The 26,934-nt window shown below is 73.4% G+C and carries 22 protein-coding genes and 1 pseudogene; 11 read left to right on the forward strand and 12 right to left on the reverse strand.

What is annotated here, in order from left to right; genetic code table 11:
- Positions 1-113 precede the first annotated feature (113 nt).
- Positions 114-1,685 (forward strand): MDR family MFS transporter, encoded by a 1,572-nt coding sequence (locus ACIRPK_RS22100; RefSeq protein ID WP_403040980.1) that lies wholly within the window; start codon positions 114-116, stop codon positions 1,683-1,685.
- Positions 1,686-1,748: 63 nt separating this feature from the next.
- On the opposite strand, the gene ACIRPK_RS22105 is transcribed toward ACIRPK_RS22100, so the two are convergent.
- Positions 1,749-2,642, reverse strand: coding sequence for an A/G-specific adenine glycosylase (locus ACIRPK_RS22105; RefSeq protein WP_403040981.1), 894 nt, complete (start codon positions 2,640-2,642; stop codon positions 1,749-1,751).
- Between the two features lie 272 nt (positions 2,643-2,914).
- Here ACIRPK_RS22105 and ACIRPK_RS22110 point away from each other — a divergent pair, with 272 nt between their 5' ends.
- Positions 2,915-3,775, forward strand: a complete 861-nt coding sequence (locus ACIRPK_RS22110; RefSeq protein ID WP_403040982.1) for a hypothetical protein — start codon at positions 2,915-2,917, stop codon at positions 3,773-3,775.
- A gap of 59 nt (positions 3,776-3,834) precedes the next feature.
- Here the strand turns inward: ACIRPK_RS22110 and ACIRPK_RS22115 are convergent, their stop codons facing one another.
- Positions 3,835-5,217 carry an MFS transporter gene (locus ACIRPK_RS22115; RefSeq protein WP_403040983.1) on the reverse strand — a complete coding sequence of 461 codons (1,383 nt, stop codon included), beginning with the start codon at positions 5,215-5,217 and terminating at the stop codon, positions 3,835-3,837.
- A gap of 120 nt (positions 5,218-5,337) precedes the next feature.
- Between ACIRPK_RS22115 and ACIRPK_RS22120 the strand changes: the two genes are divergently transcribed.
- The gene (locus ACIRPK_RS22120; protein WP_403040984.1) at positions 5,338-5,955 is read left to right on the forward strand and encodes an ArsR/SmtB family transcription factor; all 618 of its coding nucleotides are present in this window, start codon (positions 5,338-5,340) and stop codon (positions 5,953-5,955) included.
- A 75-nt stretch (positions 5,956-6,030) separates the two neighbouring features.
- Here the strand turns inward: ACIRPK_RS22120 and disA are convergent, their stop codons facing one another.
- Positions 6,031-7,089: a DNA integrity scanning diadenylate cyclase DisA gene (gene disA / locus ACIRPK_RS22125; protein ID WP_403041003.1), complete on the reverse strand. Its 1,059-nt coding sequence runs from the start codon at positions 7,087-7,089 to the stop codon at positions 6,031-6,033.
- A 171-nt stretch (positions 7,090-7,260) separates the two neighbouring features.
- A complete protein-coding gene (gene radA, locus ACIRPK_RS22130; RefSeq protein WP_403040985.1) occupies positions 7,261-8,772 on the reverse strand; it encodes a DNA repair protein RadA in 1,512 nt (503 codons plus the stop codon).
- Between the two features lie 515 nt (positions 8,773-9,287).
- Here radA and ACIRPK_RS22135 point away from each other — a divergent pair.
- Positions 9,288-10,904: a hypothetical protein gene (locus tag ACIRPK_RS22135; protein WP_403040986.1), complete on the forward strand. Its 1,617-nt coding sequence runs from the start codon at positions 9,288-9,290 to the stop codon at positions 10,902-10,904.
- Positions 10,905-10,909: 5 nt separating this feature from the next.
- Here the strand turns inward: ACIRPK_RS22135 and ACIRPK_RS22140 are convergent, their stop codons facing one another.
- From ACIRPK_RS22140 to ACIRPK_RS22155, 4 genes are all read right to left on the reverse strand, one after another.
- The gene (locus ACIRPK_RS22140; protein WP_403040987.1) at positions 10,910-12,118 is read right to left on the reverse strand and encodes a hypothetical protein; all 1,209 of its coding nucleotides are present in this window, start codon (positions 12,116-12,118) and stop codon (positions 10,910-10,912) included.
- Positions 12,119-12,187: 69 nt separating this feature from the next.
- The gene (locus tag ACIRPK_RS22145) at positions 12,188-12,727 is read right to left on the reverse strand and encodes a SigE family RNA polymerase sigma factor (protein ID WP_403040988.1); all 540 of its coding nucleotides are present in this window, start codon (positions 12,725-12,727) and stop codon (positions 12,188-12,190) included.
- A 150-nt stretch (positions 12,728-12,877) separates the two neighbouring features.
- The gene (locus ACIRPK_RS22150) at positions 12,878-14,212 is read right to left on the reverse strand and encodes a DUF1254 domain-containing protein (protein ID WP_403040989.1); all 1,335 of its coding nucleotides are present in this window, start codon (positions 14,210-14,212) and stop codon (positions 12,878-12,880) included.
- Positions 14,209-15,564, reverse strand: coding sequence for a DUF1254 domain-containing protein (locus ACIRPK_RS22155; protein ID WP_403040990.1), 1,356 nt, complete (start codon positions 15,562-15,564; stop codon positions 14,209-14,211). Before ACIRPK_RS22155 ends, ACIRPK_RS22150 begins: the two co-directional genes overlap by 4 nt.
- Before the next feature lie 169 nt (positions 15,565-15,733).
- Here ACIRPK_RS22155 and ACIRPK_RS22160 point away from each other — a divergent pair, with 169 nt between their 5' ends.
- Positions 15,734-16,741, forward strand: a complete 1,008-nt coding sequence (locus tag ACIRPK_RS22160) for an NAD-dependent epimerase/dehydratase family protein (RefSeq protein WP_403040991.1) — start codon at positions 15,734-15,736, stop codon at positions 16,739-16,741.
- Positions 16,742-16,799: 58 nt separating this feature from the next.
- On the opposite strand, the gene ACIRPK_RS22165 is transcribed toward ACIRPK_RS22160, so the two are convergent.
- Positions 16,800-17,852, reverse strand: coding sequence for a family 2 encapsulin nanocompartment cargo protein polyprenyl transferase (locus ACIRPK_RS22165; protein WP_403040992.1), 1,053 nt, complete (start codon positions 17,850-17,852; stop codon positions 16,800-16,802).
- 61 nt (positions 17,853-17,913) lie between these two features.
- The gene (locus ACIRPK_RS22170) at positions 17,914-19,368 is read right to left on the reverse strand and encodes a family 2B encapsulin nanocompartment shell protein (RefSeq protein WP_403040993.1); all 1,455 of its coding nucleotides are present in this window, start codon (positions 19,366-19,368) and stop codon (positions 17,914-17,916) included.
- A 430-nt stretch (positions 19,369-19,798) separates the two neighbouring features.
- Between ACIRPK_RS22170 and ACIRPK_RS22175 the strand changes: the two genes are divergently transcribed.
- A complete protein-coding gene (locus ACIRPK_RS22175; protein ID WP_403040994.1) occupies positions 19,799-20,899 on the forward strand; it encodes an ATP-grasp domain-containing protein in 1,101 nt (366 codons plus the stop codon).
- Between the two features lie 15 nt (positions 20,900-20,914).
- Here ACIRPK_RS22175 and ACIRPK_RS22180 read toward each other — a convergent pair whose 3' ends face one another.
- Positions 20,915-21,472 carry a methylated-DNA--[protein]-cysteine S-methyltransferase gene (locus ACIRPK_RS22180; protein ID WP_403040995.1) on the reverse strand — a complete coding sequence of 186 codons (558 nt, stop codon included), beginning with the start codon at positions 21,470-21,472 and terminating at the stop codon, positions 20,915-20,917.
- Positions 21,473-21,591: 119 nt separating this feature from the next.
- Between ACIRPK_RS22180 and ACIRPK_RS22185 the strand changes: the two genes are divergently transcribed.
- The 5 genes and pseudogenes from ACIRPK_RS22185 (at position 21,592) to ACIRPK_RS22205 (ending at position 26,643) form a co-directional block, all read left to right on the forward strand.
- The gene (locus ACIRPK_RS22185; protein WP_403040996.1) at positions 21,592-22,125 is read left to right on the forward strand and encodes a hypothetical protein; all 534 of its coding nucleotides are present in this window, start codon (positions 21,592-21,594) and stop codon (positions 22,123-22,125) included.
- A gap of 30 nt (positions 22,126-22,155) precedes the next feature.
- Positions 22,156-22,332 (forward strand): DUF6126 family protein, encoded by a 177-nt coding sequence (locus ACIRPK_RS22190; protein WP_403040997.1) that lies wholly within the window; start codon positions 22,156-22,158, stop codon positions 22,330-22,332.
- Between the two features lie 105 nt (positions 22,333-22,437).
- On the forward strand, positions 22,438-23,565 hold the full coding sequence (locus ACIRPK_RS22195; protein WP_403040998.1) for a glutamate--cysteine ligase: 1,128 nt from the start codon (positions 22,438-22,440) through the stop codon (positions 23,563-23,565).
- A gap of 210 nt (positions 23,566-23,775) precedes the next feature.
- A pseudogene (locus tag ACIRPK_RS22200) lies at positions 23,776-26,163 on the forward strand (discoidin domain-containing protein); the annotation flags it as partial.
- Positions 26,155-26,643 (forward strand): discoidin domain-containing protein, encoded by a 489-nt coding sequence (locus ACIRPK_RS22205; protein WP_403041004.1) that lies wholly within the window; start codon positions 26,155-26,157, stop codon positions 26,641-26,643. The pseudogene ACIRPK_RS22200 and the gene ACIRPK_RS22205, both read left to right, overlap by 9 nt.
- Positions 26,644-26,717: 74 nt before the next feature.
- Here ACIRPK_RS22205 and ACIRPK_RS22210 read toward each other — a convergent pair.
- The coding region (locus ACIRPK_RS22210; protein WP_403040999.1) for an IS30 family transposase at positions 26,718-26,934 on the reverse strand (217 nt) is incomplete at its 5' end.

Here is a 26,934-nt window from a genome sequence, read left to right on the forward strand (position 1 = left end):
GCGAGTATTCGGCTTGACGCCCAGCATACGGACAACTTACCGTGCCACTGGTCCATTCACTAGCCGGTCGGCAAGTAAGTTAGCCGCCGGGCGCCGCAGCGGGAGACAGAAGCATGCCGAAACAGCAGGTCGACACCTCGGCGGCGGCCGAGGTGCCGGAAGCCGATCCGACTCCGCGCACCCCGCGCGAGATCCGGCTGGTGATGATCGGTCTGGTGGTCGCCATGCTCCTGGCGATGCTGGACAACCTGATCGTGGGCACCGCGATGCCCACCATCGTCGGAGACCTCGGCGGCGCCGAGCACCTCTCCTGGGTGGTCACCTCGTACACCCTGGCCACCGCCGCCTCCACCCCGATCTGGGGCAAGCTCGGCGACCTGTACGGCCGCAAGGGCACCTTCCTGATCTCGATCGGGATCTTCCTGCTCGGCTCGGCGCTCTCCGGGCTCTCGCAGACCATGACCCAGCTGATCGCGTTCCGCGCGGTCCAGGGTCTGGGCGCGGGCGGCCTGATGGTCGGCGTGATGTCGATCATGGGCGCGCTGGTGCCGCCGCGTGACCGCGGCAAGTACCAGGGCATGTTCGCGGCCGTGATGGCGCTGGCCACCATCGGCGGCCCGCTGGTCGGCGGCTTCATCACCGACCACCTGAGCTGGCACTGGACCTTCTACATCAACCTGCCGCTCGGCATCGTCGCGCTCGCCTTCATCGTGGTGACGCTCAAGCTGCCCAAGGTCCGTTCCACCGCGAAGATCGACTACCTCGGTGCGATCCTGCTGACCGTCGGCATCACCTCGCTGGTCCTGATCACCACCTGGGGCGGCCAGGAGTACGCGTGGGGCTCCAAGCAGATCCTCGGCCTGAGCGCGCTCGCCGTCGCCTCGCTGATCGGCTTCTGCTACGTCGAGCAGCGGGCCGAGGAGCCGATGCTGCCGCTCGGCCTGTTCCGCAACCGCAACTTCGCGCTGGTGTCGGTGATCGGCTTCATCGTCGGCTTCGCGATGTTCGGCGCCGTCACCTTCCTGCCGCTCTACCAGCAGACCGTGCAGGGCGCCTCGGCGACCAACTCCGGTCTGCTGCTGATGCCGATGATGTTCGGCATGCTGGTCGTCTCACTGGTGGTCGGCGGAATCGTCACCAAGACCGGCAAGTACCGGATCTTCCCGATCATCGGCACCACCGTGATGGCCGGCGGCTCGCTGCTGCTCTCCACCCTGGGCACCGACACCAGCCAGTTCACCTCCGCCTGCTACATGGTGGTGCTCGGGGCCGGCATGGGCTTCCTGATGCAGATCACCATGCTGGTCGCGCAGAACAGCGTCGAGCTCAAGGACATGGGCGTGGCCAGCTCCACCGCCACCCTGTTCCGCACCATCGGCGGCTCGTTCGGTGTCGCGCTGTTCGGCGCCCTGTTCAACAACCAGGTCACCTCGACCATGGCCGCCTCCGGTGCGCAGGTCCCCGGCGGCCACGGCCAGCTGGGCCCGGACGCGCTGCGCGCCCTGCCGGCGAAGTTCCAGGACGCGTACCACCACGCCGTCTCCAACGGCATGCACACCGTCTTCCTGTGGGGTGCGGTGATCAGCCTGGTCGCCGTGGCCGCCGCGCTGTTCATGCGGGAGACCCCGCTGCGCGGCGCGGGTGACGCGCCCGCCGAGAAGTCGCTCGAGGCCGCTGCGGTCTGACCGTACGGCGGATGCCCGGGCCACCCCACGGAGGGGCGGCCCGGGCATCCGCCGTTCGCTGGCCTACTGCGGGAGCCGGTACACGCCCTGGGCGACCGGCTCGACCAGCCCGTCCGCGACCAGGCCGTCCAGTGCCCTGGCCCGCTGGACCTGGTCCGGCCAGACCACGTCCAGCCGGGCCTGCGGGACCTCGCCGTGCGCCTCCCGCAGGACGGCGAGCAGCTTGCCCCGGACCTGACGGTCCGTCCCCTCGTACGTCTGCCCCCGGCGCGGCGGGCCCTGGTACGGCGGGCAGCCGGCCTCCTGCCAGGCGCAGTGCCGGCGCAGCGGGCAGCCGCCGCAGTCGGGGCTGCGGGCGGTGCAGACCAGCGCGCCGAGCTCCATCACGCCGACCGCCCAGGCGGCGGCGGTGCCGGTGTCGGCGGGCAGCAGGCCGGTCGCGGTGCGGCGTTCGGCGGCGGTGGTGGCCTGCGCCGGGTACTCCACGCCCTCGACCGCGCGGGCGAACACCCGGCGGACGTTGGTGTCCAGCACCACATGGCGCTGCCGGAAGGCGAACGAGGCGACCGCCGCTGCGGTGTACTCGCCGACGCCAGGCAGCGCGAGCAGCGCGGCGTGGTCGTCGGGGACCCGGCCGTCGTGCTCCCGGGTGATCGCGACGGCGGCGGCGTGCAGCCGCAGCGCCCGACGCGGATAACCGAGCCGGCCCCACATCCGGACCGCTTCGCCCGGCGCGTCCGCGGCCAGGTCGGCCGGGGTCGGCCAGCGCTCCAGCCAGGCGGCGTAGGCGGGCAGCACCCGCTTCACCGGGGTCTGCTGGAGCATGAACTCACTGACCATCACGGCCCAGGGCGACGCCTCCGGGGTGCGCCAGGGGAGGTCGCGGGCGTTGGCCTCGTACCAGTCGAGCACGGTCGAGTGCAGCAGCGGGGCGGGGATCACGGGGGTGGCAGCCATGGCGCGTCCATCCTGCCATGCGGGCCGCCCTGCTCCACCCGGGGGAACGGGGGCCGCCCCGGCCGCCCGGACGCCCTCCGGGGCGGCCGCGACGGGCGATCTGCGGAAGACCGGCCCACAGTGTGACCGACGACTTCGTCCTCCGAGGAACGGCTCGCAGCGGCGCTCGTCCCGCTCCCCCGTCCGGAGCAAAACACGGATGATGTGAAGGAACCGGCGCAGCAGCGGTGTTGATGCACCATCGGGTACGCCGGGTCTCGTAGAGTTTGCGCGTGCCTTCTCTGCGTCAACCCGTGGGACCGCTGCCGGCCTCGATCTACTGGCGACGGCGCGTCGTCGTGCTCGTGGCCGTGGCAGCCCTCCTCGCGCTGGTCCTCTGGCTGGTCACGGGCTCCGGCGGCGGCGGGAAACCGGGCCAGGGCAAGGCGGCCCAGCCGGCTCCGGCCCAGTCGATCACCCCGGGTGCCGACCCCACCGGGCCGGCGATCACCACCCGTCCCGGCGGCACCGGCGGCTCGGCCGCCACCGGCGGGGTCTCGGGCTCGGGCGGCGGCGAGGTCAGCCTCACCAACGGCGGCACGGGCAGCGGCACCGCGACCACGGGCGGCGCGGGCACCGCCGGCGGCGGCACCGCCGGTACGACCGGTACGGGCGGCGCGGGCGGCACCACCGGCGGCGGCAGCACTCCCCCGCCGGTGAACACCGCCGAGGTGATGGCCCTCCCGGTCTGCACCGCCTCCCAGGTCTCGCTGGAGCTGGCGGGCAGTCAGGACGCCTACAAGGCGAAGGACAAGCCCCGGCTCTCGCTCACCGTCCGGAACACCTCGACCGGCACCTGCCGGGTCAACCTCGGCCGGACCGCCTCCAGCGTGGTGGTCACGCTGGCCGAGTCCAACGAACGGGTCTGGTCCTCCGGCGACTGCCCGACGGACCGTCAGGACACCTGGGTCCAGCTCGGCGCGGGCAGCGGCCTGACCGAGACGTTCACCTGGGAGCGCGGCCGCAGCAAGCCACAGTGCGCCACCCCGGACGCCGCTCCGGCGCCGATCGGCCGCTACCTGGTCCAGGCCACCCTCAACGGCCCGGCCGGCGGTCCGGTCTCGGCCCGCACCTCGATCCGCCTGGAGGACTGACCTCCCCGGCCCAGCTCTCCGGCCCGCCCGGTTCCGGCCGGTTCAAGCCGGGCCGGGCGCTACCGGGCGTCGGCCTGAGCGGTCCGGGCGGGCCAGGCCGCGTGGCGCAGCGCGCGGTTGAAGGTGGCGGGGAGCAGGGCGACGGCGAGCAGGGCGGTCAGCAGCTGGAGCACGGCGACCGGCCGGAGGTGGTCGAGCAGCAGTCCGCTGACGAAGCCGCCCAGCGGCATGCCGAGCATGAAGAGCGTCATGGTCGCGGCGATCACCCGGCCCCGCAGGTCGTCGGGGACCTGCTGGAAGATCAGCAGGTCCACCATCACCCGCAGCGCGGGCACCCCGAGCGACACCACCAGGAGCAGCAGGAAGAGCTCGACCGGGTCACCGACCAGGGCGGGGGCCAGCAGCAGCGGGACGATGGACCAGGCGACGCCCAGCAACAGGCGCCCGGGGCACAGGTGGTGGTGCAGCGGGCGGACCAGCAGGGCGCCGAGCAGTCCGCCGACCGCCTCGCCGGCCAGCACCAGGCCGGTGCCGGTGGTCGAGGTACCGCCGTCCCGGAGCAGGACCATCAGCGGCAGCAGGGTCGCGGCACCGATCAGGTTGATCACGCCGACCACACCGACCACGGCCCGCATCAACGGGTCGGCCCAGAGCACCCGGAGGCCCGCCAGCGCACTGTCGGCCGGGCCGCCCGCAGTAGCCCGGTCGGTACTCGGCCCGGCCGGACGGCCGTCGAAGCGGACCAGGCAGGCGGTCGCGAGCGAGTAGAGCGAGGCGAGGGCGGCGCCGAGGAACGGGACGGTCCGGCCCAGGCCGAGCAGCAGCCCGGCCAGCGGCGGGCCGAGCAGCGCCGCACCGTTGACCCGGACCTCGTCCTGGGTGAGCGCCTGCCGCAGCTGCGCGGGCGGCACCAGCGAACGGACCGCCAGGGTGCGGACCGGACCCGCGTAGGCGATGCTCGTGCCGATCACGGCGGCCACCAGCAGGGCGTGCCAGACGGTGAAGCGGTCCAGCCAGAGGGCGGCCGGGACGGAGAGGGCGGCCAGCAGCCGGACGGTGTCGGCGACGATCAGGATCCGTCGGCGGTCGAGGCGGTCGGCGAGGGCGCCGCCGTGCAGGCCGAACAGCAGTGAGGCGGTGAACTGGACCGCACCGAACGCTCCGGCCAGGAACGGGGAACCGGTCATCGCCAGCAGGAGGAGCGGGTAGGCGGTGTCGGCGAGCATGGTGCCGAGCATCGAGGCGGCGGCTCCGCTCCACAGCGCCTGGTAGCGCCAGTTGCGGTGCAGCGGGACGAGGCGGACGGCCCGAGGCTCGGGGGCCGGCGCCTGGGCCCCGGTCTGTGCCTGTGCCTGTGCCTCCACTGGCGCTTGGGCCGTGGCTGCCGTCACCGGTGCCTCGTCGCCGTGCTCGCGATCCCCGTCCTGCAGCTGCGCGGTCATGCCCCACCCCGTTCACCCGAGCGTGGACGGTCACCCTTCTGCAACCATTCACGTCGGCGTGAATGGTTGCAGAAGGGTGAGCATTGGCGCAAGCGTTGACGTTCATGGGTTAATGAACCGGTGGATGAGCAACTGAACGAGCGTGAAGTCGGCGACCTGGCAACGCTGAAGGCCCTCGCCGACCCCGTGCGGCTGTCGATCATCGGCCTGCTGATGCAACGCGACCCGGAGCCGCTGACGGTCAAGGAGATCGCCACCGCGCTCGACGAGCCGCCGACCAAGCTCTACCGGCACATCAAGCAGCTCGAACAGACCGCGTTGATCAAGGTGGCGGGCACCAGGGTGGTGTCGGGCATCACCGAGAGCCGCTACCGGCCGGCCCAGAAGTCGCTGCGCCTCTCCGGCGCGGTCTTCGCCGACGGCAACATCGACCGGCAGGAGGCGATCGGCCCGCTGCTCGCCGCACTCGACCTGGTCCGGACCGATTTCCGCAACCACTACCTGGCGGACCGGCTCAACCTGCCGAGCACAGCGCCCGGCAAGCCCGCCTCACCCGCGATGTTCAGCCACTTCACGCTGCGCCTGCGCCCCGAGCGGGTGGTCAAACTGCGCAACCAGCTCGGCGGCATCCTCGACGAGCTCGCGGCCGAGGGCGACAGCACCGACCCGGACGCGGTGGACGTCACGCTGCTCAGCCTGCTCTACGCGCTCAAGCCGGCGGCCCCCAACGAGGGCTGAGGACGGGTCAGCCCGGGCCGGTAAGGAACGGGCCTCGGCCCGGGGCCCCCGCCCCGCCCCCGCGTACAGCGAGGGTCAGACGTAGCGCTCCAGGATGGACGATTCTGCGAGCCGCGAGAGCCCCTCGCGGACCGAACGGGCCCGGGTCTCGCCGACGCCCTCGACCGTCTGCAGGTCGTCGATGCTGGCCGCCAGCAGCTTCTGCAGGCCGCCGAAGTGCTCGACCAGCCGCTCGATCACGGTGTTGGGCAGCCGGGGCACCTTCGCCAGCAGGCGGTAGCCGCGCGGCGAGACGGCCGAGTCCAGCGACTCCGGCGTGCCCGGGTAGCCGAACGCCTTGGCGACGGTCTGCAGGTCGAGCAGCTCGGCGTGGGTGAGCGCCTCCAGGTCGGCGAGCACGTCCGGAACGGTCTTGCCGCGCTTGGCGGCCCGCTCGGGGAAGTAGTCCCGGGCGACCAGCTCGCGTTCGGGCTCGACGCCCGCGATCAGCTCGTCCAGCTGGAGCGAGAGCAGCCGGCCGTCGGTGCCGAGCTCGAGCACGTAGCCCGCGATCTCGGCCGCGATCAGGCGGACCATCTCCAGCCGCTGGGCGACCGCGGTGACGTCCCGGACGGTGACCAGGTCCTCGATCTCCAGCGCGGAGAGGGTGCCGGCCACCTCGTCCAGACGGAGCTTGTAGCGCTCCAGGGTGGCCAGCGCCTGGTTGGCCCGGGAGAGCACGGTGGTGGAGTCCTCCAGTACCCGCCTGGTCCCGTTCACGTACATCGCGATCAGCCGCATCGAGTGCGAGACCGCGACCACCGGGAAGCCGGTCTGCCGGTTGACCCGCTCGGCGGTGCGGTGCCGGGTACCGGTCTCGTCGGTGGGGATGGTCGAGTCGGGCATCAGGTGCACCCCGGCCCGGAGGATCTTGGTGATGTCCTTGTCCAGCACCACCGCGCCGTCGAGCTTGCACAGTTCACGCAGCCGGGTGGCGGTGAACTCGACGTCCAGCACGAAGCCGCCGGTGGAGATGGAGTCCACCGTCTTGTCGAAGCCGAGCACGATCAGCCCGCCGGTGTTGGCCCGGAGCACCCGCTCCAGACCGTCGCGCAGACCCGTCCCCGGGGCGATGGCAGTGAGGGAGGCCCGCAGTAGGGCCTCCTCGCGGGAGGACCTGTCCGCCCGGTCGTTGGCTGCCACGTGACTCCTCCGGTCGACCCGGACCGCGTGGCGTGGTGCCCGACGGTCTGTCTCTCATTACTGCACTTCATGCCGATTAAACAGGGGAAAGTCTAACGGCGTTCGGCAATAAGGAGGTCCGGGTCAGTTGAGTTCGTCCGAGTCGACCGGCTCCCAGCCCTCCATGAGCTCCTCCGGGTAGGCCACGACGGGTGCCGCGACCGGTGCGGGACGGGGCGCGGGCGGCCCTCCGGCGGCCTCGGTACGGGGCTTCGCGGCGGCCTTGCGGCGGCCCGGGATGGCCTGCAGTGCCTCGCCGATGTCCGCCACCTCGACCACCTTCATCCCGCGCGGGACCTTGCCCGGGTCCGGCGGGACCAAGGCGTGCGTGAAGCCCAGCCGGTGCGCCTCGGCGAGCCGCCGCTGAACGCCCGTCACCCGGCGGACCTCGCCCGCCAGACCGACCTCGCCGATCGCCACCAGGCCGTTCGGCAGCGGGGTGTCGGAGGAGGAGCTGGCCACCGCGAGCGCGATCGCCAGGTCGGCGGACGGCTCGGTGAGCTTCACGCCGCCGACCGTCGCGGTGTAGATGTCCTGCTTGCCGAGCTTCACGCCGCCGTGCCGCTCCACCACCGCCAGGATCATCGCGATCCGGGGCGACTCCAGGCCGGAGGTGGTCCGGCGCGGGGACGGGATCTGCGAGTCGACCATCAGCGCCTGCACCTCGGCCACCAGCGGCCGGCGGCCCTCCAGAGTCACCGTCAGGCACGTCCCGGGGACGGGCTTGTCACGCCGGGTCAGGAACAGCCCGGACGGGTCGGCCAGGCCGATGATGCCCTCGTCGTGCAGCTCGAAGCAGCCGACCTCGTCGGTCGCGCCGTAGCGGTTCTTGATGCCCCGGATGATCCGCAGCCGGGCGTGCCGGTCGCCCTCGAAGCTCAGCACCACGTCGACCAGGTGCTCCAGCAGCCGGGGCCCGGCGATCGAACCGTCCTTGGTCACGTGGCCGACCAGCAGCGTCGCCATCCCCCGGTCCTTGGACGCCCGGATCAGCGCCCCCGCCACCTCGCGGACCTGGGCCGGGCCGCCGGGTGCGCCGTCCAGCTCGGCGGAGGCGATGGTCTGCACCGAATCCAGGATCAGCAGGCCGGGATTGACCGCGTCGATGTGGCCGAGCACCGCACCGAGGTCGGACTCGGCGGCCAGGTAGAGGTGGTCGGAGAGCGCGTTGATCCGGTCGGCCCGCAGCCGGACCTGGCTGGCGGACTCCTCGCCGGTCACGTAGAGCGTGCGGTGCTGGTCGCTGGCCGCCTTGGCCGCCACGTCCAGCAACAGGGTCGACTTGCCGACCCCGGGCTCACCCGCGAGCAGCACCACCGCACCGGGGACCAGGCCGCCGCCGAGCACCCGGTCGAGCTCGGGCACACCGGTGGTCCGGGCGGTCGCCACCTTGCCGTCGATCTGGCCGATCGGCTTCGCGGGGGTGCTGACCGGGCCGGCGGCGGTGGTCCGGATCGGGACGGCGCCGTACTCCTCCACCGTGCCCCACGCGTTGCACTCGGGGCAGCGGCCGACCCATTTGGGCAGCTGGTTGCCGCACTCGGTGCAGCGGTACGCCGGGCGGGCCTTGGCGGTGGTCTTGGTGCGGGCAGCCATGCGGCCCACCGTAGCGGCTGGGACCGACAACCGGGTTTCGCCTTCGGCAGGTGCTGGGCCGTCTTCGGTCCGGGGGCTCGGGGCTCTGCTGAGGTGCGGCTCCGCCGCGTGGGCGAGGAGATCTGGCGCTCGGGTCACTGCGAAAGTGCCTGACCGCCCACGCAGGGATCACCTTGCAAGGGCCGGCGTCGCCCGCGCGGCGGAGCCGCAGATCAGCAGAGCCCCGAGCCCCTGACTCCGTAGCGGGCTGACCACCTGCCAAAAGGCCGGCGGCGCCCACGCGGCGGAGCCGCACAACAGCACAGCCCCGAGCCCCTGACCCCGTAGCGGGCCGAGCACCTGCCAAAAGGCCGGCGTCACCCACGCGGCGGAGCCGCACACCAGCAGAGCCCCGAGCCCCTGACTCTTCCGAAGCGCCGGCCAAAGGTTCTCGGTCGGGTGGTGTTGTTACCCGAAAGAAGTACAAGGGGCTCGATTCGGCCCCCGGGCGGGGCGAGGTGCCTAGCGTCGGACGGGTGACGACTTCCCCCACGTCCACGGCGGCGGCCTACGACCAGTACGCCGACGGGCTGTTCACGTACTGTCTCTCCGTCCTGTGCGAGCACGACGCCACCGTTGCGGCGGTCCGCGAGGTGCGTGACCTCGCGTTGCGGCACGGCGAGCGGCTGGCCGATCCCGCGCTGCGCCGGGCCTGGCTGTATTCGTTGGCGCGGCACTGCTGCCTGCGGCGGCTGGCCGAGGGCCTGGTGGCCCCGGGGCCGGAGCACCGGCGGGAGCTGGCGTCGCTGGCCTGGCCGGAGGCGGCCGGCACGCCGCCGGAGCAGCGCGAGGCGCTGGAGCTGGCGGTCCGCCACCGGCTCGGGCCGGACGAGGTGGCCGCCGTGCTGGAGCTGTCCCGGGCGGCGGGCGACGAGTTGCTGGCCGCCGCCGAGGCGGAGGTATGGCGGACGCGGGTCGCGCTGCTGGTGCTCGGCGTGGGCAGTTGCCCGGTGCTGGCCGAGCTGGGCGGGGCCGGGGCGGAGAGCTGGCGGGAGTGGGTGCTCGGGCCGGCGCTGCGCCGTGAGCTGGTGCGGCACGTGGTGGACTGCCCGACCTGCCGGGGCACGGCCGAGCGGGTCTCCGGCGAGCTGGGGCGGGGCCTGGCGGCGCTGCCCGGGCTGCCGTTGCTGCCCGCGCCGGAGGAGCTGCGGGCCCGGATGGTGTCCCGGCGGCCGGCCGGGCCCGAGGAGGGTGCGCTCCGGTTCGACCAGCGGGGCTTCCCCCGGCACCGGGCGCCGAGCCGGTTCGGCGGGCCGGCGGTCCGTCAGCGGGTGGTCACCACGGGCGTGCTGGCGGCGGTGCTGACGGCGCCGGTGGTGGCGCTCTGGGGCGCACACCGCAGCGACGACGGTGTGGCGGGCTCGGCGGCGCTCTCCTCGGTGCGGGTGGAGACGCCCGCGCAGCCGACGTCACCACCGGCGCAGGAGCCGCCGACGGCGCCCACCGTCTCGGAGCACGGTCTTGAGCTGGCCGGGTCGGTCACCACGAGCGCAGAAACGTTGCTGCCGTCAGTCCTTGGCCCGGCCGTCCCGGTGCCGGGGCACGGTGCCACCCGGCTCGGCAACGCCACGCCCCGGCTGGAAGCCCCGAGTGCGCCACTGCCGACCGGTCCGGGGCAGCTGACCGTCGAGGCGCAGGAGTTCGGCGAGCGGACGGTGATCACCCTGGTCAACTCCGGTGGCACCACGATCCACTGGCACGCCGAGGTGGACGCCGACTGGCTCCGGCTGAGCCGCGACTCCGGCACGCTGGCCCCCGCCCAGCGGATCACCGTCACCGTCACGGTCGACCAGTCCCGGGCCCCGGACCACCAGTGGCGGGCCCGGATCGCCCTGCCGCCGTCGCAGGCCGTGGTCACCCTGGAGGGCGGCCCGTCCGACCGGGGCATCCCGTCCCGGTCCCCCACCCCGGAGGCGAGCGACAGTCCGTCGCCCACGCCCGGCGGGTCCCCCAGCAGCACGCCGACCGACCCGCCCGGGCCCGGCCCGAGCCCCACCGCCACACCGACCCCCACCGGCTCGCCGTCGCCGTCGCCGTCGCCGTCCGCCTCGGCCTCCGCCTCGGCGACCCCCACCCCCCAGGCGACCCCGTGACCGGGCTACGGCACCTGCCTGGCCTCCGCCGCCACCGCGAGGGCCAGGGTGCGGAGCTGGTCGAGCGTCAGCACCGGTGTACCGACGGGCGGTCGGCCCTCACCGGAGGGCGGGCTGAGCGCGGAGGCCGTGACCCGCACCCGGTCCGGACGCAGCAGCTCGACCACGTTGCGCTCGGTGGCTCCACCGTTCGGTTCGGTCCTGGCGAGCAGCAGGGTGCCGTCCGCCAGCCGCTCGGCCCCGGCGAACTCGTCGGCCGGGGTGCCCATCGGCGGCTTCCGCCAGTCCCGGAGCAGGACGTCCACTCCGCCGGAGTTCACCCGCAGGTGCAGGCTGTCGACGTCCGGCCTGCTCCGGTCGACCACCGCACCGGCGGGGAGCAGCGGTTGGACCACGGCCGCGATCCGCTGCCCGTCGAGCATCGCCGGGCGGGTGAGCTGGGTCAGCCCGGCCGCCGGGATCGCTTCGAAGGCGGGTCGCCAGACCGGGTCGCCGGCGATCGCCCCGAGCTGGGCCACCGTGAGCGGGGGCTCCGCGCGGGTGAGGTTCTGGTCGACCATGGAGGCGAAGTTGTACGTGCTGGCGTCCACCCACCGCCCGTCGGGAGTGACCAGCGTGGCCGACCGGCTCCGCCCCGGGTCCCCGTCCGGCGGCTGCTGGTGGCGGAGGGTCAGGGTGCCGCCGTCGGCCGTCCGGCTCTGTTCGCAGATCTCGGTCGCGGACGGCCCGGACGGGCAGTCGATCTTGACCGGGCCGCCGCCCGGTTCGATCGGCAGCCGGTTGACGGTGACCACCACCAGGGCCTGTCCCCGGCCGTCGTCCACGGTGACCGACAGCATCGGCAACCGCCCGGTGCGCAGGGACTCGGCGGTGTCGACCGCCTCGGAGTCGACCACCTGAAAACCGGTCAGGTGCGGGGTGAGCGCGGCGAGCAGCTGCGGGCCCGTCATGCCGGGTGCGGTCGGTGAGGCACTGGACGCCGGGGGCACCGGGCGGGCGGCGCCGCCGGGCAGTCCCGCGACGGCCACCGTGCCGGCCACCAGCAGCATCACGGCCGCCGCACCACCCGTCACGGTGAACGCCCGGCGGCGCCGCATCCGGCGGCCCCGGACGGCTCCGCCGAGCGTGAGTCGGTGCTGGTCGGGTTCGAAGGCGGCACCGGCCCGGCGCAGGGCCTGGGTCAACTCGCCCTCGAAGTCGGGCTGTTCGGACATCGCGGATCACCGTCTCTCGGAAGGATCGGAGGCAACGGGCCCAGCGGCCCGGCGGATCGGAAGCGGCGCTCAGTGCCCGATCAGCTCGGCCAGCGAGTCGCCGAGCAGCGCGCGGAGCCGGACCAGCGCGCGGGAGGTCCGGGTGCGTACGGCACCGGAGTTGGAGTGCAGGATCTCGGCGGTCTGCTCGACGCTGACGTCCTCCCAGTACCGCAGCACCAGCACCGCCCGGTCCTGGGCGGAGAGCCGGGCGAGCGCTTCGAGCAGGGTCAGCCGCAGGGTCCCGTCGTCGCCGTCCGGCCCGGCCCGGTCGGGGAGTTCGCCGGTCGGGCGCTCGGTGCTGCTACGCCGTCGCTGGTGGCTCAGGTAGCTGCGGAACAGGACCCGCTGGGCGTACCCGGCCGGGTTGTCGATCGTCCGGCCGCCGAGCAGCCAGCCGGAGCGGCGCCAGAGCGCGTACATCCGGCCGAGGGTCTCCTGCACCAGGTCCTCGGCGAGGTGGGTGCCCCCGCCGGTCAGCAGGCAGGCGGAGCGGTAGAGCTGGCCCCCGCCCGCCGCCGCGAACTCCAGGTACCGCTCGTCCCGGTCGCGCCCGCCCCGGTCGCCCACCCTCACCACTCCCCCGCCTGCCGCCACCCGCTCACACTTGTCTGACGCAGTGACGGCCACGGGGTGTTACAGGTCCCGCGGCCGGCGATCCGGCCCGGCGGAGCGCACGGCCTCCGCCCGGACCACCGCGCCCCGGCCCCTGACGGGCGCTCAGCGGGGCCGGATCGGCGGCAGTCGGTACGTCCCGTCCAGGACGGCGGCCCCCGGTTGGTAGAGCCGGATCATCGGGCGGAACTCGCCTTCCGGGGTGGGCAGCCAGTTGGCCGCCTCCGCCGGGTCGTCCGGGCGGCGGTGCTGGAGCACCAGGGTGAGCGAGCCGTCCGGCGCGTACACCAGGCCCGGGGTGCGGTCGCCGATCGAGTAGCGGTCGATCGGGTTGGCCACCAGGTAGTAGTCGGTGGCGTCGTACATGGTGAGCGACCAGAAGGCGTCCACCGGCGGCGGGCTGTCGAAGCGCAGGGTGTACGAGCGGGCGCCGGTCAGGGCCCGGCCGTCGGCGTCCTGGAAGACGGCCGCGTACGCCGCCTCGTAGGCGTGGTTGCCCCAGAGTCCGGCCCGGGCGGCGACCGCGCGGGTCAGGTGGGCGGCCCGGCGGTCGGGGATCCGCCACTGCGGCTCGTCGACGGTGCCGGGACCGAGGTGGTCCAGGTTGTAGTCGAAGAGGTGCAGGTTGAGCATCCACTCGCCGCCCGGCCTGCCCGGGTCAGGGCGGCCCGCCAGCTCGACCCGGCGGCGGCCCTCGGCCAGTCCGGCGGCCAGCTCGGCGGCCCAGTCCGGAGCGGGGTTGCGGTAGGGCGAGCTGCCGGTGTCCAGCAGGCCGAGCGGGGCGAACCGCCGCTGGTACTCGAGGTCGGCCGCCGCCGGCGGGAACTGCGCCGCCCAGACCCGCAGTTGTTCCAGGAAGCGGAGCTGCTCCGGCACCTCGGGGTCGGGCTCGGACAGGCCCGCGTACACCCCGCCGGGCTCCAGCGGGGTCAGCGTCAGCCGCTGCTGGAGGTCACGGACCCGGCGCAGGTCGGCCGGGCCGTCGCAGGCGTTCCGGCCGACCACGGTGGCGACCGTGGTCGGGCACTCGATCACCTGGAGGCCCGGTGCGGGGGTGCCGTGCCAGTGCGGGGGCACCAGCAGCCGCCGCTGCGCGCCGGTGCCGGTGGCCCGACGGCCCAGGTAGGCGAAGTTGTTGGTCCAGGCGTCGACGAACTGGAGCACCAGGTACGCACCGTCGGTGTCCGGCACGTCCAGCAGCAACGGGCCGCCGGACAGGTCGAGTTGGGCGACCGAGTAGACGGTGTCGTTGTTCACCGAGACGAACTCGGTGTCGGCCGTGGCCAGCCGGTCGGCGTGGCCGAAGCGGTTGAACCCGGTGGCGGGCAGGCTGCCCATGCCCTGCCGGACGCACCGGTCGGCCATGGTGAGGTCGAAGACCATCGGGTAGCCGTAGACGTAGGCGTCGGCCGCCAGGGCTCCGGGCTTGGCCTCGGTCATGCCCCGGCCACCTCCGGCGCTCGCGGGGTGAGCGGTGGGATGGTCCAACTGCCGTCCAGGACGGCCTGGTCGGGGCCGTAGACCCGGATCACGACGGTGAACGGGCCGTCCGGGGCGGGCAGCCAGTTGGCACTGTGCTCGGCGTCGGCCGGACGCTTGTGCCGGACGTGCAGGGTCAGCCCGCCGTCCGGGTCGTACACCAGCCCCGGGGTGCGGTCGCCGATCGAGTACCGCTCCAGCGGGTTGTCCACCAGCAGTCGGTCCGGCAGGCCGTACATGGTGGCCGACCAGAAGAACCGGGCCGGCGGCAGCCGGTCGGGCGGGAAGTGCAGCACGTAGTCGCGCTCCGAGGCGTCCGGCGGCCGGTTGCCCTCGCTGTCGGCCGCCCAGCCGCCGTACCAGGCCTCGGCGGACGGCAGTCCGTACAGGCCCATGTGGGCGCCGACCGCGCGGGTCAGGAAGTCCTCGCCCAACTCGGCCCGGGTGCCGAACAGTCCGTCCGAGCCGGTCGTCCGGGCGGCCGCCCGCTCCAGCTCGGCCCGGCCGTCCGCGATGCCCTGGGCGATCGACTCGCGCAGCTCGGCGGTCAGCGTGGCGGGTTCGAAGTCACCGCTGCCGATACCGAGTTCGGCCAGCCGGCGGCGCAGGTCGAGCTCGGCGGGGAAGGCGCTGCCGGCCGGGCGGGGCGGGAAGAAGCCGAGCAGGAAGTCCAGCAGCACGAAGAACTCCGGACTGTCTCTGATCTCCTCCCGCCAGACCGGCCAGACCGGCTCGGGTGCGGCGGGCGGCGGCTCGGTGCCCAGGTGCCCGCTCAGCGGCAGCAGTCGGTACCGCGCCTGGATCCGCTCCAGCTCGGGGACGTCCTCCGGGCCGGCCAGGTAGGTGCGGCCGAGAATGCCGAGCAGGTCGGTGTCGGCGCGCAGCACCCCGTCGAAGCCGTCCGCCGGGACGTCCCGGTGGCCGGGGCCGGTGACCAGGTAGCGGCCGGCCTCCTGCCCGGTGGTGCGGGCCCCGACGAAACCGACGTACGGGGTGTCGAGTTCGTGCACCGGGAGCACGTAGTAGCGGTCGACGGCCGGGACCTCGATCACCCACGGCTCAGCCCGCAGGTCGAGCCAGGCCCAGGAGTAGGGGGTGTCGTTGTTCGGCGTCACCACGTCGGTGTTGGCCGCGGTGAAGGGCTGCGGGTAGTGCCGGAACACACCGAAGCCACCGACATGGCGCGGGTCCGCCTCGTCGATGGCCTGCGGGTACATGGTCCGGTAGTTCTCCAGCAGGCTGAACCCCCAGAGCCAGCCCTCCGCCGCCGTCCTGCGCACCGTCGCCGGATCCACCAGTGCCGGGTCTCCCATGCCGTCGCGCTCCCCAGGTCGGACATAACGTCATAATCCGTACGGAACGGATGCTATGCCGCCCCCGACGGACCAGCATGTCGGACGGGGTGTCAGCTCTCGGTGAACCGGCTTTGCCCAGGGCGAACCCCGCTTCCGGATGCCGCCCGGCCGACGGAGGCTGGACGGCATGAACCTCCTCGTGATCGGCGGCACCTCCTTCCTCGGCCGCGCCTACGTGACCCAGGCCCTGCAGCGTGGCCATCGGGTCACCACCTTCAACCGCGGCCGCTCCGGCCCCGACCAGCCCGGCGTAGAAGCCGTCCGGGGCGACCGCAACTCCCCCGAGGACCTGGCCCGGCTGATCGCGGGCCGCCACTGGGACGCCGTGCTGGACACCTCCGGACAGCAGCCGTACGCGGTCGCGCTCGCCGCCCGGGCGCTGCACGGGCACACCGACCACTACACCTTCGTCTCCTCGGTGCACGCCTTCGTCGACTGGCCCACGCTGCCGGTCGACGAGAACTCCGCCACCCATCCCTGCCCCGCCGACACCCCGGCCGACCAGCCGTCCGGCAACCACCTGAAGGCCGGCTGCGAGCGCGCGGTGCTGGAGGTGTTCGGGCCCGGGCACTCGCTGATCCTCAACTGCGGCCTGCTGATCGGCCCGTACGAGAACGTCGGGCGGCTGCCCTGGTGGCTGGAGCGGATCGCCGAGGGCGGCCGGGTGATCGCGGGCAGCGGGCCGGAGCGCGAGCTCCAGCTGATCGACGCCCGGGACTTCGCCGCCTTCGGCCTCGACCTGGTGGAGCAGGGCGGCGCCGGACGGTACGTCACCACCGCGCCGCCCGGCTCCAGCACCATGCGCGGACTGCTCGAAGCCTGTGTGACCGCCACCGGCAGCGGGGCCGAACTGGTCTGGGTGCCGGACGAGTTGCTCGCCGAGGCGGGGGTCGCGCCGTGGACCGGGCTGCCGCTGTGGAGCCCGTCGGGACCCGAGTGGTCGAACATCTGGACCGCCGACTCGGCGAAGGCGGCCGCGGCCGGCCTGCGGACCCGGCCGCTGGCCGAGACGGTCGCCGACACCTGGGCCTGGATCCAGGAGCGCGGCCCCGCCGCCGCCCCCTACCGGCAGGGCAGCACCGACCTCGGGATCGACCGGGCCACCGAGCTGCGGCTGCTGACCGCGCTGGGCTGAGCCGGGGAACGAGCGGCACCGCCGGGGTGGTCACCCCGGCGGTGCCGTCGGACCGAGCTCAGTACGCCCTTCGGGTGACCAGCTCCGCCAGCGCCAGCAGGTCGTCGGCCGCCGACGGGTCGGGTACGGCGTCCGCGAGATGGGCGATCGCGGCCGCCATCCGCTCGCAGGACTCGCTCTGGGCCCAGGCCCGGCCGCCCGCCTGGTCCACCGCAGCCGCCGCCTCGGTCAGCTCGGGGGCGGTCAACGGGCGCTCCAACGCGTAGAGTTCGGCCAGCCGGGCACTGCCGGGGCGGCCGCCGGCGAGCGCGAAGACCACCGGCAGGGACTTCTTCCGGGCGGCCAGGTCGGCGCCGACCGGCTTGCCGGTGACCGCCGGGTCGCCCCAGATGCCGATCAGGTCGTCGATCAGCTGGAAGGCCAGCCCGATCTCCCGGCCGAACGCGTCCAGCGCGTTCGCCGCCCGCTCCCCGGCGCCGCCGTACAGCGCGCCGATCGCGCAGGCGCTGCCGAGCAGGGCACCGGTCTTGGCCTCGGCCATCGCCAGGCACTCGGCCAGCGAGACGTCGTCGCGCTGCTCGAAGGCGCAGTCCGCCTGCTGGCCCTCGCAGAGCTCGACCACGCAGTCGGCCAGCCGCCGGACCGCCGCCGGGGCGGCCGGGTGCTCGTCCTCGGCCAGCACCCGCAGGGCCAGCGAGTGCATCGCGTCGCCCGCCAGGATCGCCTCGGTGGTGCCGAACACCCGCCAGGCGGTGGGGCGGTGACGCCGGGTGTGGTCCCGGTCGATCACGTCGTCGTGCAGCAGGGTGAAGTTGTGCACCAACTCGACCGCGGCCGCCGCCCGGACCGCCACCGCCGGACCGACGGCACCGACCGCCTGGGCCGCCGCCAGCACCAGGGCCGGGCGGATCGCCTTGCCCGAGCCGGTGGCCGAGGGCGAGCCGTCCGCCTCCCACCAGCCGAAGTGGTACCCCGAGACCCGCCGCATCGCGGCCGGCAGCGACTCGACGGCCGCCCGAAGGGCCGGATCCACCACCGCCCGGGAGCGGGCCAGCACCTCGATGGCCTCGACCCCCTCGCGGCTGTCCCGCTCGATCGCGAAGATCCCCATGAAACGTCCTCCCCCAGAAGAAAGTGGCTGTGCGCGGACCGGTGCCCCGGCCCCGCCGTGCTCAGGCTCGGGACGCGATGTCCACGTTCTCCAGCACCCCGACCGCGTTCGGCACCAGCACCGCGGCGGAGTAGTAGGCGCTCACCAGGTAGGAGATGATCGCCTTCTCGTCGATCCCCATGAACCGCACCGACAGCCCCGGCTCGTACTCGTCGGCCAGGCCGGTCTGCCGCAGCCCGATCACGCCCTGGTTGTCCTCCCCGGTGCGCATCGCCAGGATCGAGGTGGTCTGCCGCGCGCTGATCGGGATCTTGTCGCAGGGCAGGATCGGCACCCCGCGCCAGGTGGTGACCCGCTTGCCGTCCAGCTCGACCGACGCCGGGTGCAGCCCGCGCTTGCTGGCCTCCCGGCCGATCGCCGCGATCGCCCTCGGGTGCGCCAGGTAGCACCGGGTGCTCCGGCGCCGGCTGAGCAGGTCGTCCAGGTCGTCCGGGGTGGGCGGCCCGGAGTGGGTGGAGATCCGCTGCTCGTACGCGGCGGTGGCCAGCAGGCCGAACTCGGGGTTGTTGACCAGCTCGTACTCCTGGCGCTCGCGCAGCGCCTCGACGGTCAGCCGGAGCTGGTGCTCGGTCTGGTTCATCGGCTCGTTGTAGAGGTCGGCGACCCGGGTGTGCACCCGGAGCACGGTCTGCGCCAGGCTCAGCTCGTACTCGCGCGGCCGGAGCTCGTAGTCCACGAAGGTGCTCGGCAGCTCGTGCTCGCCCAGGTGCCCGGCCGACAGCTCGATCTGCGCCTCGCCGTACTTGTTGACGGCGTGCCGGGCGCCCGCCGCGGACCGCTCCAGCTGCTCGCGCAGCTCGGGGGAGCGCTCGGCCAGCTCCTGGAAGGCCGCCCGGGGCAGCGCCAGCACGGTGGCCGCCGTGGCGGCCCGGACCGCGTACGGCCAGCGCGGATCGGCCTGGCCGAGCGCCTCGTGCCCCAGCTGGTCGCCGTCGGCCGCCATCCCGAGCACCGTGGTCTCGCCGTACTTGCCGACGCCCAGCCGGTCGAGCTTGCCGTGCGCGATCAGCAGCACCTGGTCGACCGGCCGGCCGGCCTCCGCCAGCAGCTCGCCGGCAGCGACCGTCCGCGCGGTGCACCGGCCCGCCAGCTCGGCCAGCAGCCCGTCGTCCGGGAAGTCGCGCAGCAGCGGGATCTCCCGGAGCGTCGGCGCCACCACCCGGACCTCGGAGCCGGTCTGTTCGAAGCCCACCCGGCCCTGGCCGACGGCGTGGCTGAGCCGCCGGTTCACCCGGTAGGTGCCGCCGGACACCTCGACCCAGGGCAGCACCTTCAGCAGCCAGCGATCGCTGATCTCCTGCATCTGCGGGGCGGACTTGGTGGTGGTCGCCAGTTGCCGGGCGGCCTCGGTGCCGAGGGCGCGCTGCGGCGCCGGCTGCGGGTGCGGGTGGGCACCGGTCGGGACCGACGGCTCCCCGCCCTGATGGGGGACGCCGACAGTGGTTTCGATGGACATCGAGGGGCCTCTCCGCGAGCACGATGCGGGCACGGTGGACGGATCGCGTTGCGTGGTTCATGGTGACGGCCGACCCGGCTCAGCTGATCGACAAATGCCATTGGGCTCACCCGAATCAGTGACTGTTCGGACGTTCTCGCTCCGACTGCGCCGTTTCTGTGCATCGCGTGCGCCGCCGCACTCGGGGCGGCGAAGAATTCACATCCCGGAAACCTGCCGACCTCCCCGTCAACTGAGCGATTTTCCAAGTGAGTTGACGAGCGATCGGGGATTCTCCCCGGCACCCCGGCGGATCGGCCGCCACCCCCCGTTCATCCGTTCGGCCGGGAGCGCTAAGGTGCCACTTCAAGGGCTCAGTCAAGGCCGGTCGGCCATCCTCTGCCAGACGCCCTCCCACCCTGCATGCTGCCCTTTTCCCAGGGAGAACTCCGTGATCGCCCCCACCCGCGTCTGGCTGAACCGCACCTACGCCGAGAACGTCTTCTTCATCGAACTGCTGCGGGCGGCGCCGGTGGAGGTCTACGCCACCCACGTGGACGCCGACTCCCCCGTGCTGGCGGCCGCCGACCACGGGCTGCTGGAACCGGACGGCCTGTCCGCCGAGGCGTACCTCGAGTTCGCCCTCGACTTCTGCGACCGGCACCGGATCGACGTCTTCCTCCCCCGGCTGCACCAGCTCGCGATCGCGCGGCACCGCGCCGAGTTCGCCGCCCGGGGCGTCACACTGGTCTGCCCGCCCGCCCAGGCGATCGCCACCTTCGAGAGCAAGGTGGACGGCTACGTCGCGATGGCGGCCGCCGGGCTGCCGGTGCCGAGCTGGCACCACGTCCGGACCGCCGACGAACTGCTGCGCGCGGTGGAGGAGTTGGAGTACGCAGGGGAGCAGCCCTGCCTCAAGCCGGCCAGTGGCGCGGGCGGCGAGGGGTTCCGCACCATCACCCGGGAACCGTTCCAGCTGGGCCAGCTGGCCGGCTGGCCCAGCGGCAGCGTGCAGCTCGGTCAGCTGGCCGACGCGATCGCCGACGCCCCCGAGCCGGTCGACCTGCTGGTGATGCCCTACCTGGCGGGCCCCGAGGTCTCGGTGGACTGCCTCGCCGACCAGGACGGCCGACTGCTGGCCGCCGTCGGCCGGACCAAGAGCAGCCGCCGCCGCAGCTTCACCACCGACCCGGTGTACCTGGAGCCGACCCGCCGGCTGATCGAGACCTTCAAGATGGCGTACCTCTCCAACGTGCAGTTCCGCCACCACCGGGGGGTCCCGGTGCTGCTGGACATCAACACCCGGCCGTCCGGGGGGCTGCACCAGCTGCGGCTGTGCGGGCTGAACCTGCCGCTGGCCGCCGTCCAGCTGGCGCTCGGCCGGGTGCCGGTGCTGCCACCGGCCGACGAGCTGCTCGGCGAGGACTACGCGCTGGTGGCCGCCATCCAGCCGGTGCTGCCGCTGCCGGTCGCGCACCGCCAGCCGGAGCACCTGCACCAGCCGGTGACGCTCCCGGCCCAGCGGCCGGAGCCGCTGGCCGCGCTGGTCTGACGCCGGGGCCCCGGGTCAGCCGGGGCCGTTCCAGTCCAGGGTCGGCGGCAGCACGCCCTCCAGGGTGAGCAGCCAGCGCTTGATCTCCAGACCGCGCGGACCACCGCCGAAACCGCCGATACCGTCCGAGGCGACCACCCGGTGGCAGGGCACCAGCAGGCAGAGCGGGTTGGCGCCCATCATCTTCCCCACCGTCCGGGCGGCCGTCCAGCCACCGTCCGTGAAGTCCTCGAACACCCCGCTGCGGGCGCCGAGTTCGCCGTAGGTGAGGGTCTGCCCGTAGCCGGCCTGCGCGGTCAGGGTCTGCAGCACGGTGCGGTGCGGGCCGGTGGTGAACCGCCAGTCGATCGGCAGCCCCAACTCCGTCCGTTGACCGTCGAAGTACTCCGCCAGCCGGGCCTTCACCAGCCCGGCCCGGCTCTCGTCCGCGCACTCCGGCGTGCCCACCCGGCCGGGCACGCCCCCGATGGCGTCACCGTGGTACGAGACCGCCGCCACCCCCTGCTCGGTGACGGCCAACCGCAGCGGCCCACTCGGCAGCGGCGTCGGCACGGTCACCCAGGAGATCGACATACCGGCACGCTACCCGCGCCCACCCACGGCCGACCGCCGGATCCGGGAATCCTCCGCGACCGGAGGCGTCCCGCGCGTCGCCCGCTGCGCGTCGCCCGGACGTCGGGTATCAAGAAAGGGTGAAATCACCCCATAAGCCGTTAATCCTCCCCCCGCTGCTCACCGTCGACAGCTCCGACCTGGTCGCCGAGATCGAGTCGTACCTCGCCTCCTTCCCGGCCCGCCCCGACCTGCCGCACGTCTGCCCGCTCGGCAGCGTCCGCCGCCCCTGGTACGCGGAGCACCGGCCGCCGACCGCCACCCTGCTGGACCGGCTGCTGCGCAGGCCCCCCGCACCGACCGAGGTCGGCATCGCCGGTCACCTGACCCTGACCTCCCGGTACCTGGCCGCGGCCGGCTGGGTGCAGGGCACCATGTGGGACGCCGAGGGCCGGGTCTGCCTGCTCGGTGCCCAGGCCGCCGTACTGGCCCACGGCTTCGGCTCGCCGGGGGACGCCCGCCGGGCCCGGATCCAGGTGATGGAGGTGCTGCACGCAAGCGGACACCCCGTCAGCTCGCCCGACGAGTACAACGACGCCCCCGCCACCCGGCAGGCGGACGTCCACCGGCTGCTCGACCGGGCCGCCGCGCGCGCCCGTACACTTGGGATCTGAGACCAGGCCGCGACCCGAAGGAGCCCGACGATGAGCGAGGCCGTCCGGGGCGAGGCGATCCGCAGCGAGGCGGTCGGCAGCGGGGCGGTCCGCGACGAGAAGAGCCGCCGCCGCCAGATGCTGGTCCGGGCAAGCTTCTACATCGCCGGCACCCACCTCTTCGCCGGCTTCGTGATCCTGCTGTTCGCGCTGGGCGACCGCCACTGAGCTCCCGCGCCACCCGATCGGGCAGGCGTGTCAGGTGATTCATCCTCCGGTTGCCGGGCAGACTGCCCAGCGACGGGCGGCAGCCCGGGAACGGAGCGACCGACGATGTCGGATTCCGGATCGGGCCAGGTGCCGACCATCGGTGTCGAGGAGGAGTTCCTGCTCGCCGACCGGCACAGCCGGGCCGCCGTCGGGGCGGCGCCGACCGTCCTGAAGGCGGCCGCCGAGCTGCTCGGCGACCAGGTCGGCGGCGAGCTGTTCCCGACCATGGTGGAGACCCGGACGGTACCGGTGCACACCCTGGCCCAGCTCCGCGACGAGCTGCTCCGGCTGCGCACCGGCGTCGCCGCCGCAGCCGACCGGGCGGACTGCCGGGCGGTGGCCTCCGGGACGATGGTGATCCCCTCCGCCACCCGACTCGACGTCAGCGACCACGACCGGTACCGACGGATGGTGGCCGAGTACGGGCCGCTGGTGCACGGCGACCAGGGGGCGGGGGTGGCCGGGTGCCACATCCACCTCGGCGTGCCGGACCGGGAGAGCGGCGTCCAACTGGCCAACCACCTCCGGCCCTGGCTGCCGACACTGCAGGCGATCGCCGCCAACTCCCCCTTCCACGACGGCCGGGACACCGGCTACGCGGGCTGGCGCACGCTGCGCTGGGCGCAGTTCCCGGGCGCCGGGCCGACCCCGCTGTGCGCGGACGCCGCCGAGTACGACGCACTGCTGGACCGGCTGGTCGACTCCGGGCTGCTGCTCGACCGCCGGATGGTCTACTGGCACGCCCGCCCCTCCGAGCGGTTCCCGACCGTGGAGATCCGGGTCTGCGACGTGAACGCCGACGCCGGGGTGGTGGTCCTGCTGGCCGGGCTCGCCCGGGCGCTGGCCACCGTGCTGCTGGCCGAGGTGGCCCGGGGCGCCCGGCCCCCGCAGGTGCCCGACCTGCTGCTCCGGGCCGCGCACTGGCGGGCCGCCCGGGACGGCCTGCCCGGCGCCGGGATCGACCTGACCACCGGCGCACCCGCGCCCGCCGTCGAACTGGTCGAACGCCTGCTCCGCCGGATCGCCCCCGGGCTCGCCGCAGCCGGGGACACGGCGACCGTCCACAGCCTGTGGACGGAGCTGCGCCGGGGCGGCGGCGGGGCCGAACGGCAGCGCGCGGCCCACCGCCGCCGGTACGACCTGCGGGACGTGGTCGACGCGGTGACCCTGCCGGCGCACCCGTTCGCCTGACCGGGTGCCCACGCTCACCCCCACCCAAGCCCCCGCGCCCACAGTCGGGGTCGACCCCTGACATTCCGGGGCGACCCGTAGATCCGCCGTAATTGCGCGATCTCTGTCGAAATTTTGCACTTCTACATGGACTTCATGCACCGTCGCGCCTAGTCTCTCCAACGCTCGGCCGTTCCCACCCACGCGACCAGCAAGGAAGTGCATCCCCCCATGCAGCCACCCCCGCTCCGCCGCCTGCGCGCACCGCTCGCCCTGCTCACCGCCGCCACCCTGAGCTCCGCCGCCCTGCTCGGCCTGACCGCCCAGTCCGCGCACGCCGCCGCGGTGCCGACGCTCTCCCCGCTGGACGTCCCCGGCCGGGGCGCCACCGTGCCGTTCAAGGAACAGGAAGCCGAGTACGCGGCCACCAACGGCACCGTGATCGGCCCCGAACGGCACTACGGCACGCTGCCCTCGGAGGCGTCGGGCCGCCAGGCCGTCACGCTCAACTCCACCGGCCAGTACGTGGAGTTCACGCTCAGCGCGCCCGCCAACGCGATGAGCTTCCGGTACAGCCTGCCGGACACCGCCGACGGCAGGGGGCGGACCGCTTCGATCGACCTGCTGGTCAACGGGTCGAAGCTGAAGGACCTGCCGGTCACCTCCAAGTACGGCTGGTACTACGGTGGTTACCCGTTCAACAACAACCCGGGCGACACCAACCCGCACCACTTCTACGACGAGACCCGGACCATGTTCGGCTCCACCCTGCCCGCCGGGGCGAAGATCCGGCTGCAGGTCTCCTCCACCGCGCAGTCGCCCAGCTTCACCATCGACCTGGCCGACTTCGAGCAGGTCGCCGCGCCGATCGCCAAGCCCGCCGGGGCCCTCGACGTGGTGGCGGACTTCGGCGCCGACCCGAGCGGGGGCACCGACTCGACCGCGAAGTTCCAGGCGGCGGTCAACGCCGGTCAGGCGCAGGGGAAGACGGTCTTCATCCCGCAGGGGAACTTCACCCTCTACGACCACGTGGTGGTCGACGGCGTCACCCTCGCCGGGGCCGGGCCCTGGTACAGCGTGCTCGGCGGGCGCGACCCGGTGAACCGGAACCGGGCGGCCGGCATCTACGGCAAGTACGTCGCCGGCGGCGGCTACGGCGGCGCGGTCCGGCCGCACGAGGCGGGCGGCCCGAGCCGGAACGTCACGCTCAAGGACTTCGCCCTCATCGGAGACATCCAGGAGCGGGTGGACGACGACCAGGTGAACGCCCTCGGTGGGGCGATGAGCAACTCGGTGGTCGACAACCTGTGGATCCAGCACACCAAGGTGGGCGCCTGGATGGACGGTCCGATGGACCGCTTCACCATCCGCAACAGCCGGATCCTGGACCAGACCGCCGACGGCGTGAACTTCCACACCGGCGTCACCAACTCGGCCGTCACCAACACCTTCGTCCGCAACACCGGTGACGACGGCCTGGCCTCCTGGCCGGAGCGGGTGCCGAACGTGGGCGACAGCTTCACCCACAACACCGTGGTGCTGCCGATCCTGGCGAACAACATCGTCACGTACGGCGGCAAGGACTTCACCATCTCGGACAACGTGATGGCGGACACCATCAGCAACGGCGGCGGCCTGCACATCGCCAACCGCTACCCGGGCGTCAGTTCGGGCAACGGCACCGCCGTCGCGGGCACCATCACCGCCGCCCGGAACACCCTGATCCGGACCGGCAACAACGACTTCAACTGGAACTTCGGGGTCGGCGCGGTCTGGTTCAGCGGTCTCAACGAGGCGATCAGCGGCGCGACCGTCAACATCACCGACAGCGACATCCTGGACAGCTCCTACGAGGCGATCCAGACCATCGAGGGCGCGGCCAGCGGCATCAACTTCACCAACATCAACATCGACGGCGCGGGCACCTACGCGATCCAGGCGCAGGCCAACGCGAGCATGAAGTTCACCAACGTGACGGCGAAGAACATCGCCCAGGCCGCCACCCCGACCCACAACTGCGTCGGCACCGGCTTCGTGATCACCGACGGCGGCGGCAACTCCGGCTGGTCGGGCTCGACCTGCACCGGCGTCTGGCCGGACCCGAGGTTCACCTACGGCGGGCGGCCGGCCAACGGCAGCCAGCCCTCGCCGTCGCCCTCCCCCTCGCCGTCCGACTCCCCGTCCCCGTCGCCCAGTCCGTCGCCCTCCCCCTCCACACCGCCGGTCTGCACCGTCGGTGCGAGCGCGACCAGCACCAACCAGGGCTACGGCGCGGCCAACGCGATCGACGGCAACCCGGCGAGCTACTGGGAGAGCGCCAACAACGCCTTCCCGCAGTCGCTGACGGTGGACCGCTGCACCGCCGCGAACGTGACCGGCGTCCAGCTCAGGCTGCCGTCGAACTGGGAGGCCAGGACGGAGACGGTGAGCGTCTCCGGATCCACCGACGGGACCACCTTCACCACCCTGGCCACCGCCCGGGGCGTGCTGCTCGACCCGGCTGCCGGGAACACCGCCACGGTGAACTTCCCCTCCACCAGCACCCGTTGGGTCCGGGTGACGATCACCGGCAACACCGGTTGGCCGGCCGCCCAGCTCTCCGAGCTGACCGTGCTCACCGGCGGCAGCCCGACCACCCCGCCGACCAGCCCGTCCCCTTCGCCCTCCCCCTCCACGCCGCCCGCCAACACCAACCTGCTCGCGGGCCGGACCCTCACCGAGACCAGCCACGCGGACGTCTACAGCGTCTCGCGGGCCAACGACGGTGACCCGAACAGCTACTGGGAGAGCGCCAACAACGCCTTCCCGCAGTCGCTGGGCGCCGACCTCGGCAGCCAGACCACGGTGTCCCGCCTGGTGCTCCGGCTGCCGGCCGGCTGGGGCGCGCGGACCGAGACGCTCTCGGTGCTCACCAGTACCGACGGCAACACCTGGAGCACCGCCAAGGCTTCGGCGGGCTACGGCTTCGACCCGGCCACCGGCAACACGGTCACGGTGGCCTTCCCGGCCGCCTCCGCCCGCCACCTGCGGGTGACCTTCACCGGCAACACGGGCTGGCCGGCCGCCCAGCTCTCCGACATCCAGGCGTACGCCTCCTGACCCCGCCGCATGCGGGAAGGCCCTGACACCTCGTCGGCGGTTTCTAGGGGTCGTTGCAACACGTGGTCGGTTGTCTAGGCCGCGAGCAGTTTATGCAGGCGCTCGGCTGGGGTTTCCCAGCCGAGCGTTTTGCGTGGGCGGCCGTTGAGTTCGGCGGCGACGGTGGCCAGGTGCTGCGAGCTGTGGGTGGACAGGGCGGTGCCCTTGGGGAAGTACTGCCGCAGCAGGCCGTTGGTGTTCTCGTTGGAGCCGCGCTGCCAGGGGCTGGCCGGGTCGCAGAAGTAGACGGGG

Source organism: Kitasatospora sp. NPDC101801 (genome assembly GCF_044766665.1).
Taxonomy (GTDB): domain Bacteria; phylum Actinomycetota; class Actinomycetes; order Streptomycetales; family Streptomycetaceae; genus Kitasatospora.

Bases quoted from the DNA above. Each gene is read 5' to 3' on its own strand.
- ACIRPK_RS22100 (WP_403040980.1), top strand. From the start codon at position 114: ATGCCGAAACAGCAGGTCGACACCTCGGCGGCGGCCGAGGTGCCGGAA.
- ACIRPK_RS22165 (WP_403040992.1), bottom strand. From the start codon at position 17,852: ATGGGGATCTTCGCGATCGAGCGGGACAGCCGCGAGGGGGTCGAGGCC.
- ACIRPK_RS22155 (WP_403040990.1), bottom strand. From the start codon at position 15,564: ATGGGAGACCCGGCACTGGTGGATCCGGCGACGGTGCGCAGGACGGCG.
- ACIRPK_RS22150 (WP_403040989.1), bottom strand. From the start codon at position 14,212: ATGACCGAGGCCAAGCCCGGAGCCCTGGCGGCCGACGCCTACGTCTAC.
- ACIRPK_RS22160 (WP_403040991.1), top strand. From the start codon at position 15,734: ATGAACCTCCTCGTGATCGGCGGCACCTCCTTCCTCGGCCGCGCCTAC.
- ACIRPK_RS22180 (WP_403040995.1), bottom strand. From the start codon at position 21,472: ATGTCGATCTCCTGGGTGACCGTGCCGACGCCGCTGCCGAGTGGGCCG.
- ACIRPK_RS22105 (WP_403040981.1), bottom strand. From the start codon at position 2,642: ATGGCTGCCACCCCCGTGATCCCCGCCCCGCTGCTGCACTCGACCGTG.
- ACIRPK_RS22115 (WP_403040983.1), bottom strand. From the start codon at position 5,217: ATGACCGCGCAGCTGCAGGACGGGGATCGCGAGCACGGCGACGAGGCA.
- ACIRPK_RS22170 (WP_403040993.1), bottom strand. From the start codon at position 19,368: ATGTCCATCGAAACCACTGTCGGCGTCCCCCATCAGGGCGGGGAGCCG.
- ACIRPK_RS22140 (WP_403040987.1), bottom strand. From the start codon at position 12,118: ATGTCCGAACAGCCCGACTTCGAGGGCGAGTTGACCCAGGCCCTGCGC.
- ACIRPK_RS22190 (WP_403040997.1), top strand. From the start codon at position 22,156: ATGAGCGAGGCCGTCCGGGGCGAGGCGATCCGCAGCGAGGCGGTCGGC.
- ACIRPK_RS22195 (WP_403040998.1), top strand. From the start codon at position 22,438: ATGTCGGATTCCGGATCGGGCCAGGTGCCGACCATCGGTGTCGAGGAG.
- radA (WP_403040985.1), bottom strand. From the start codon at position 8,772: ATGGCTGCCCGCACCAAGACCACCGCCAAGGCCCGCCCGGCGTACCGC.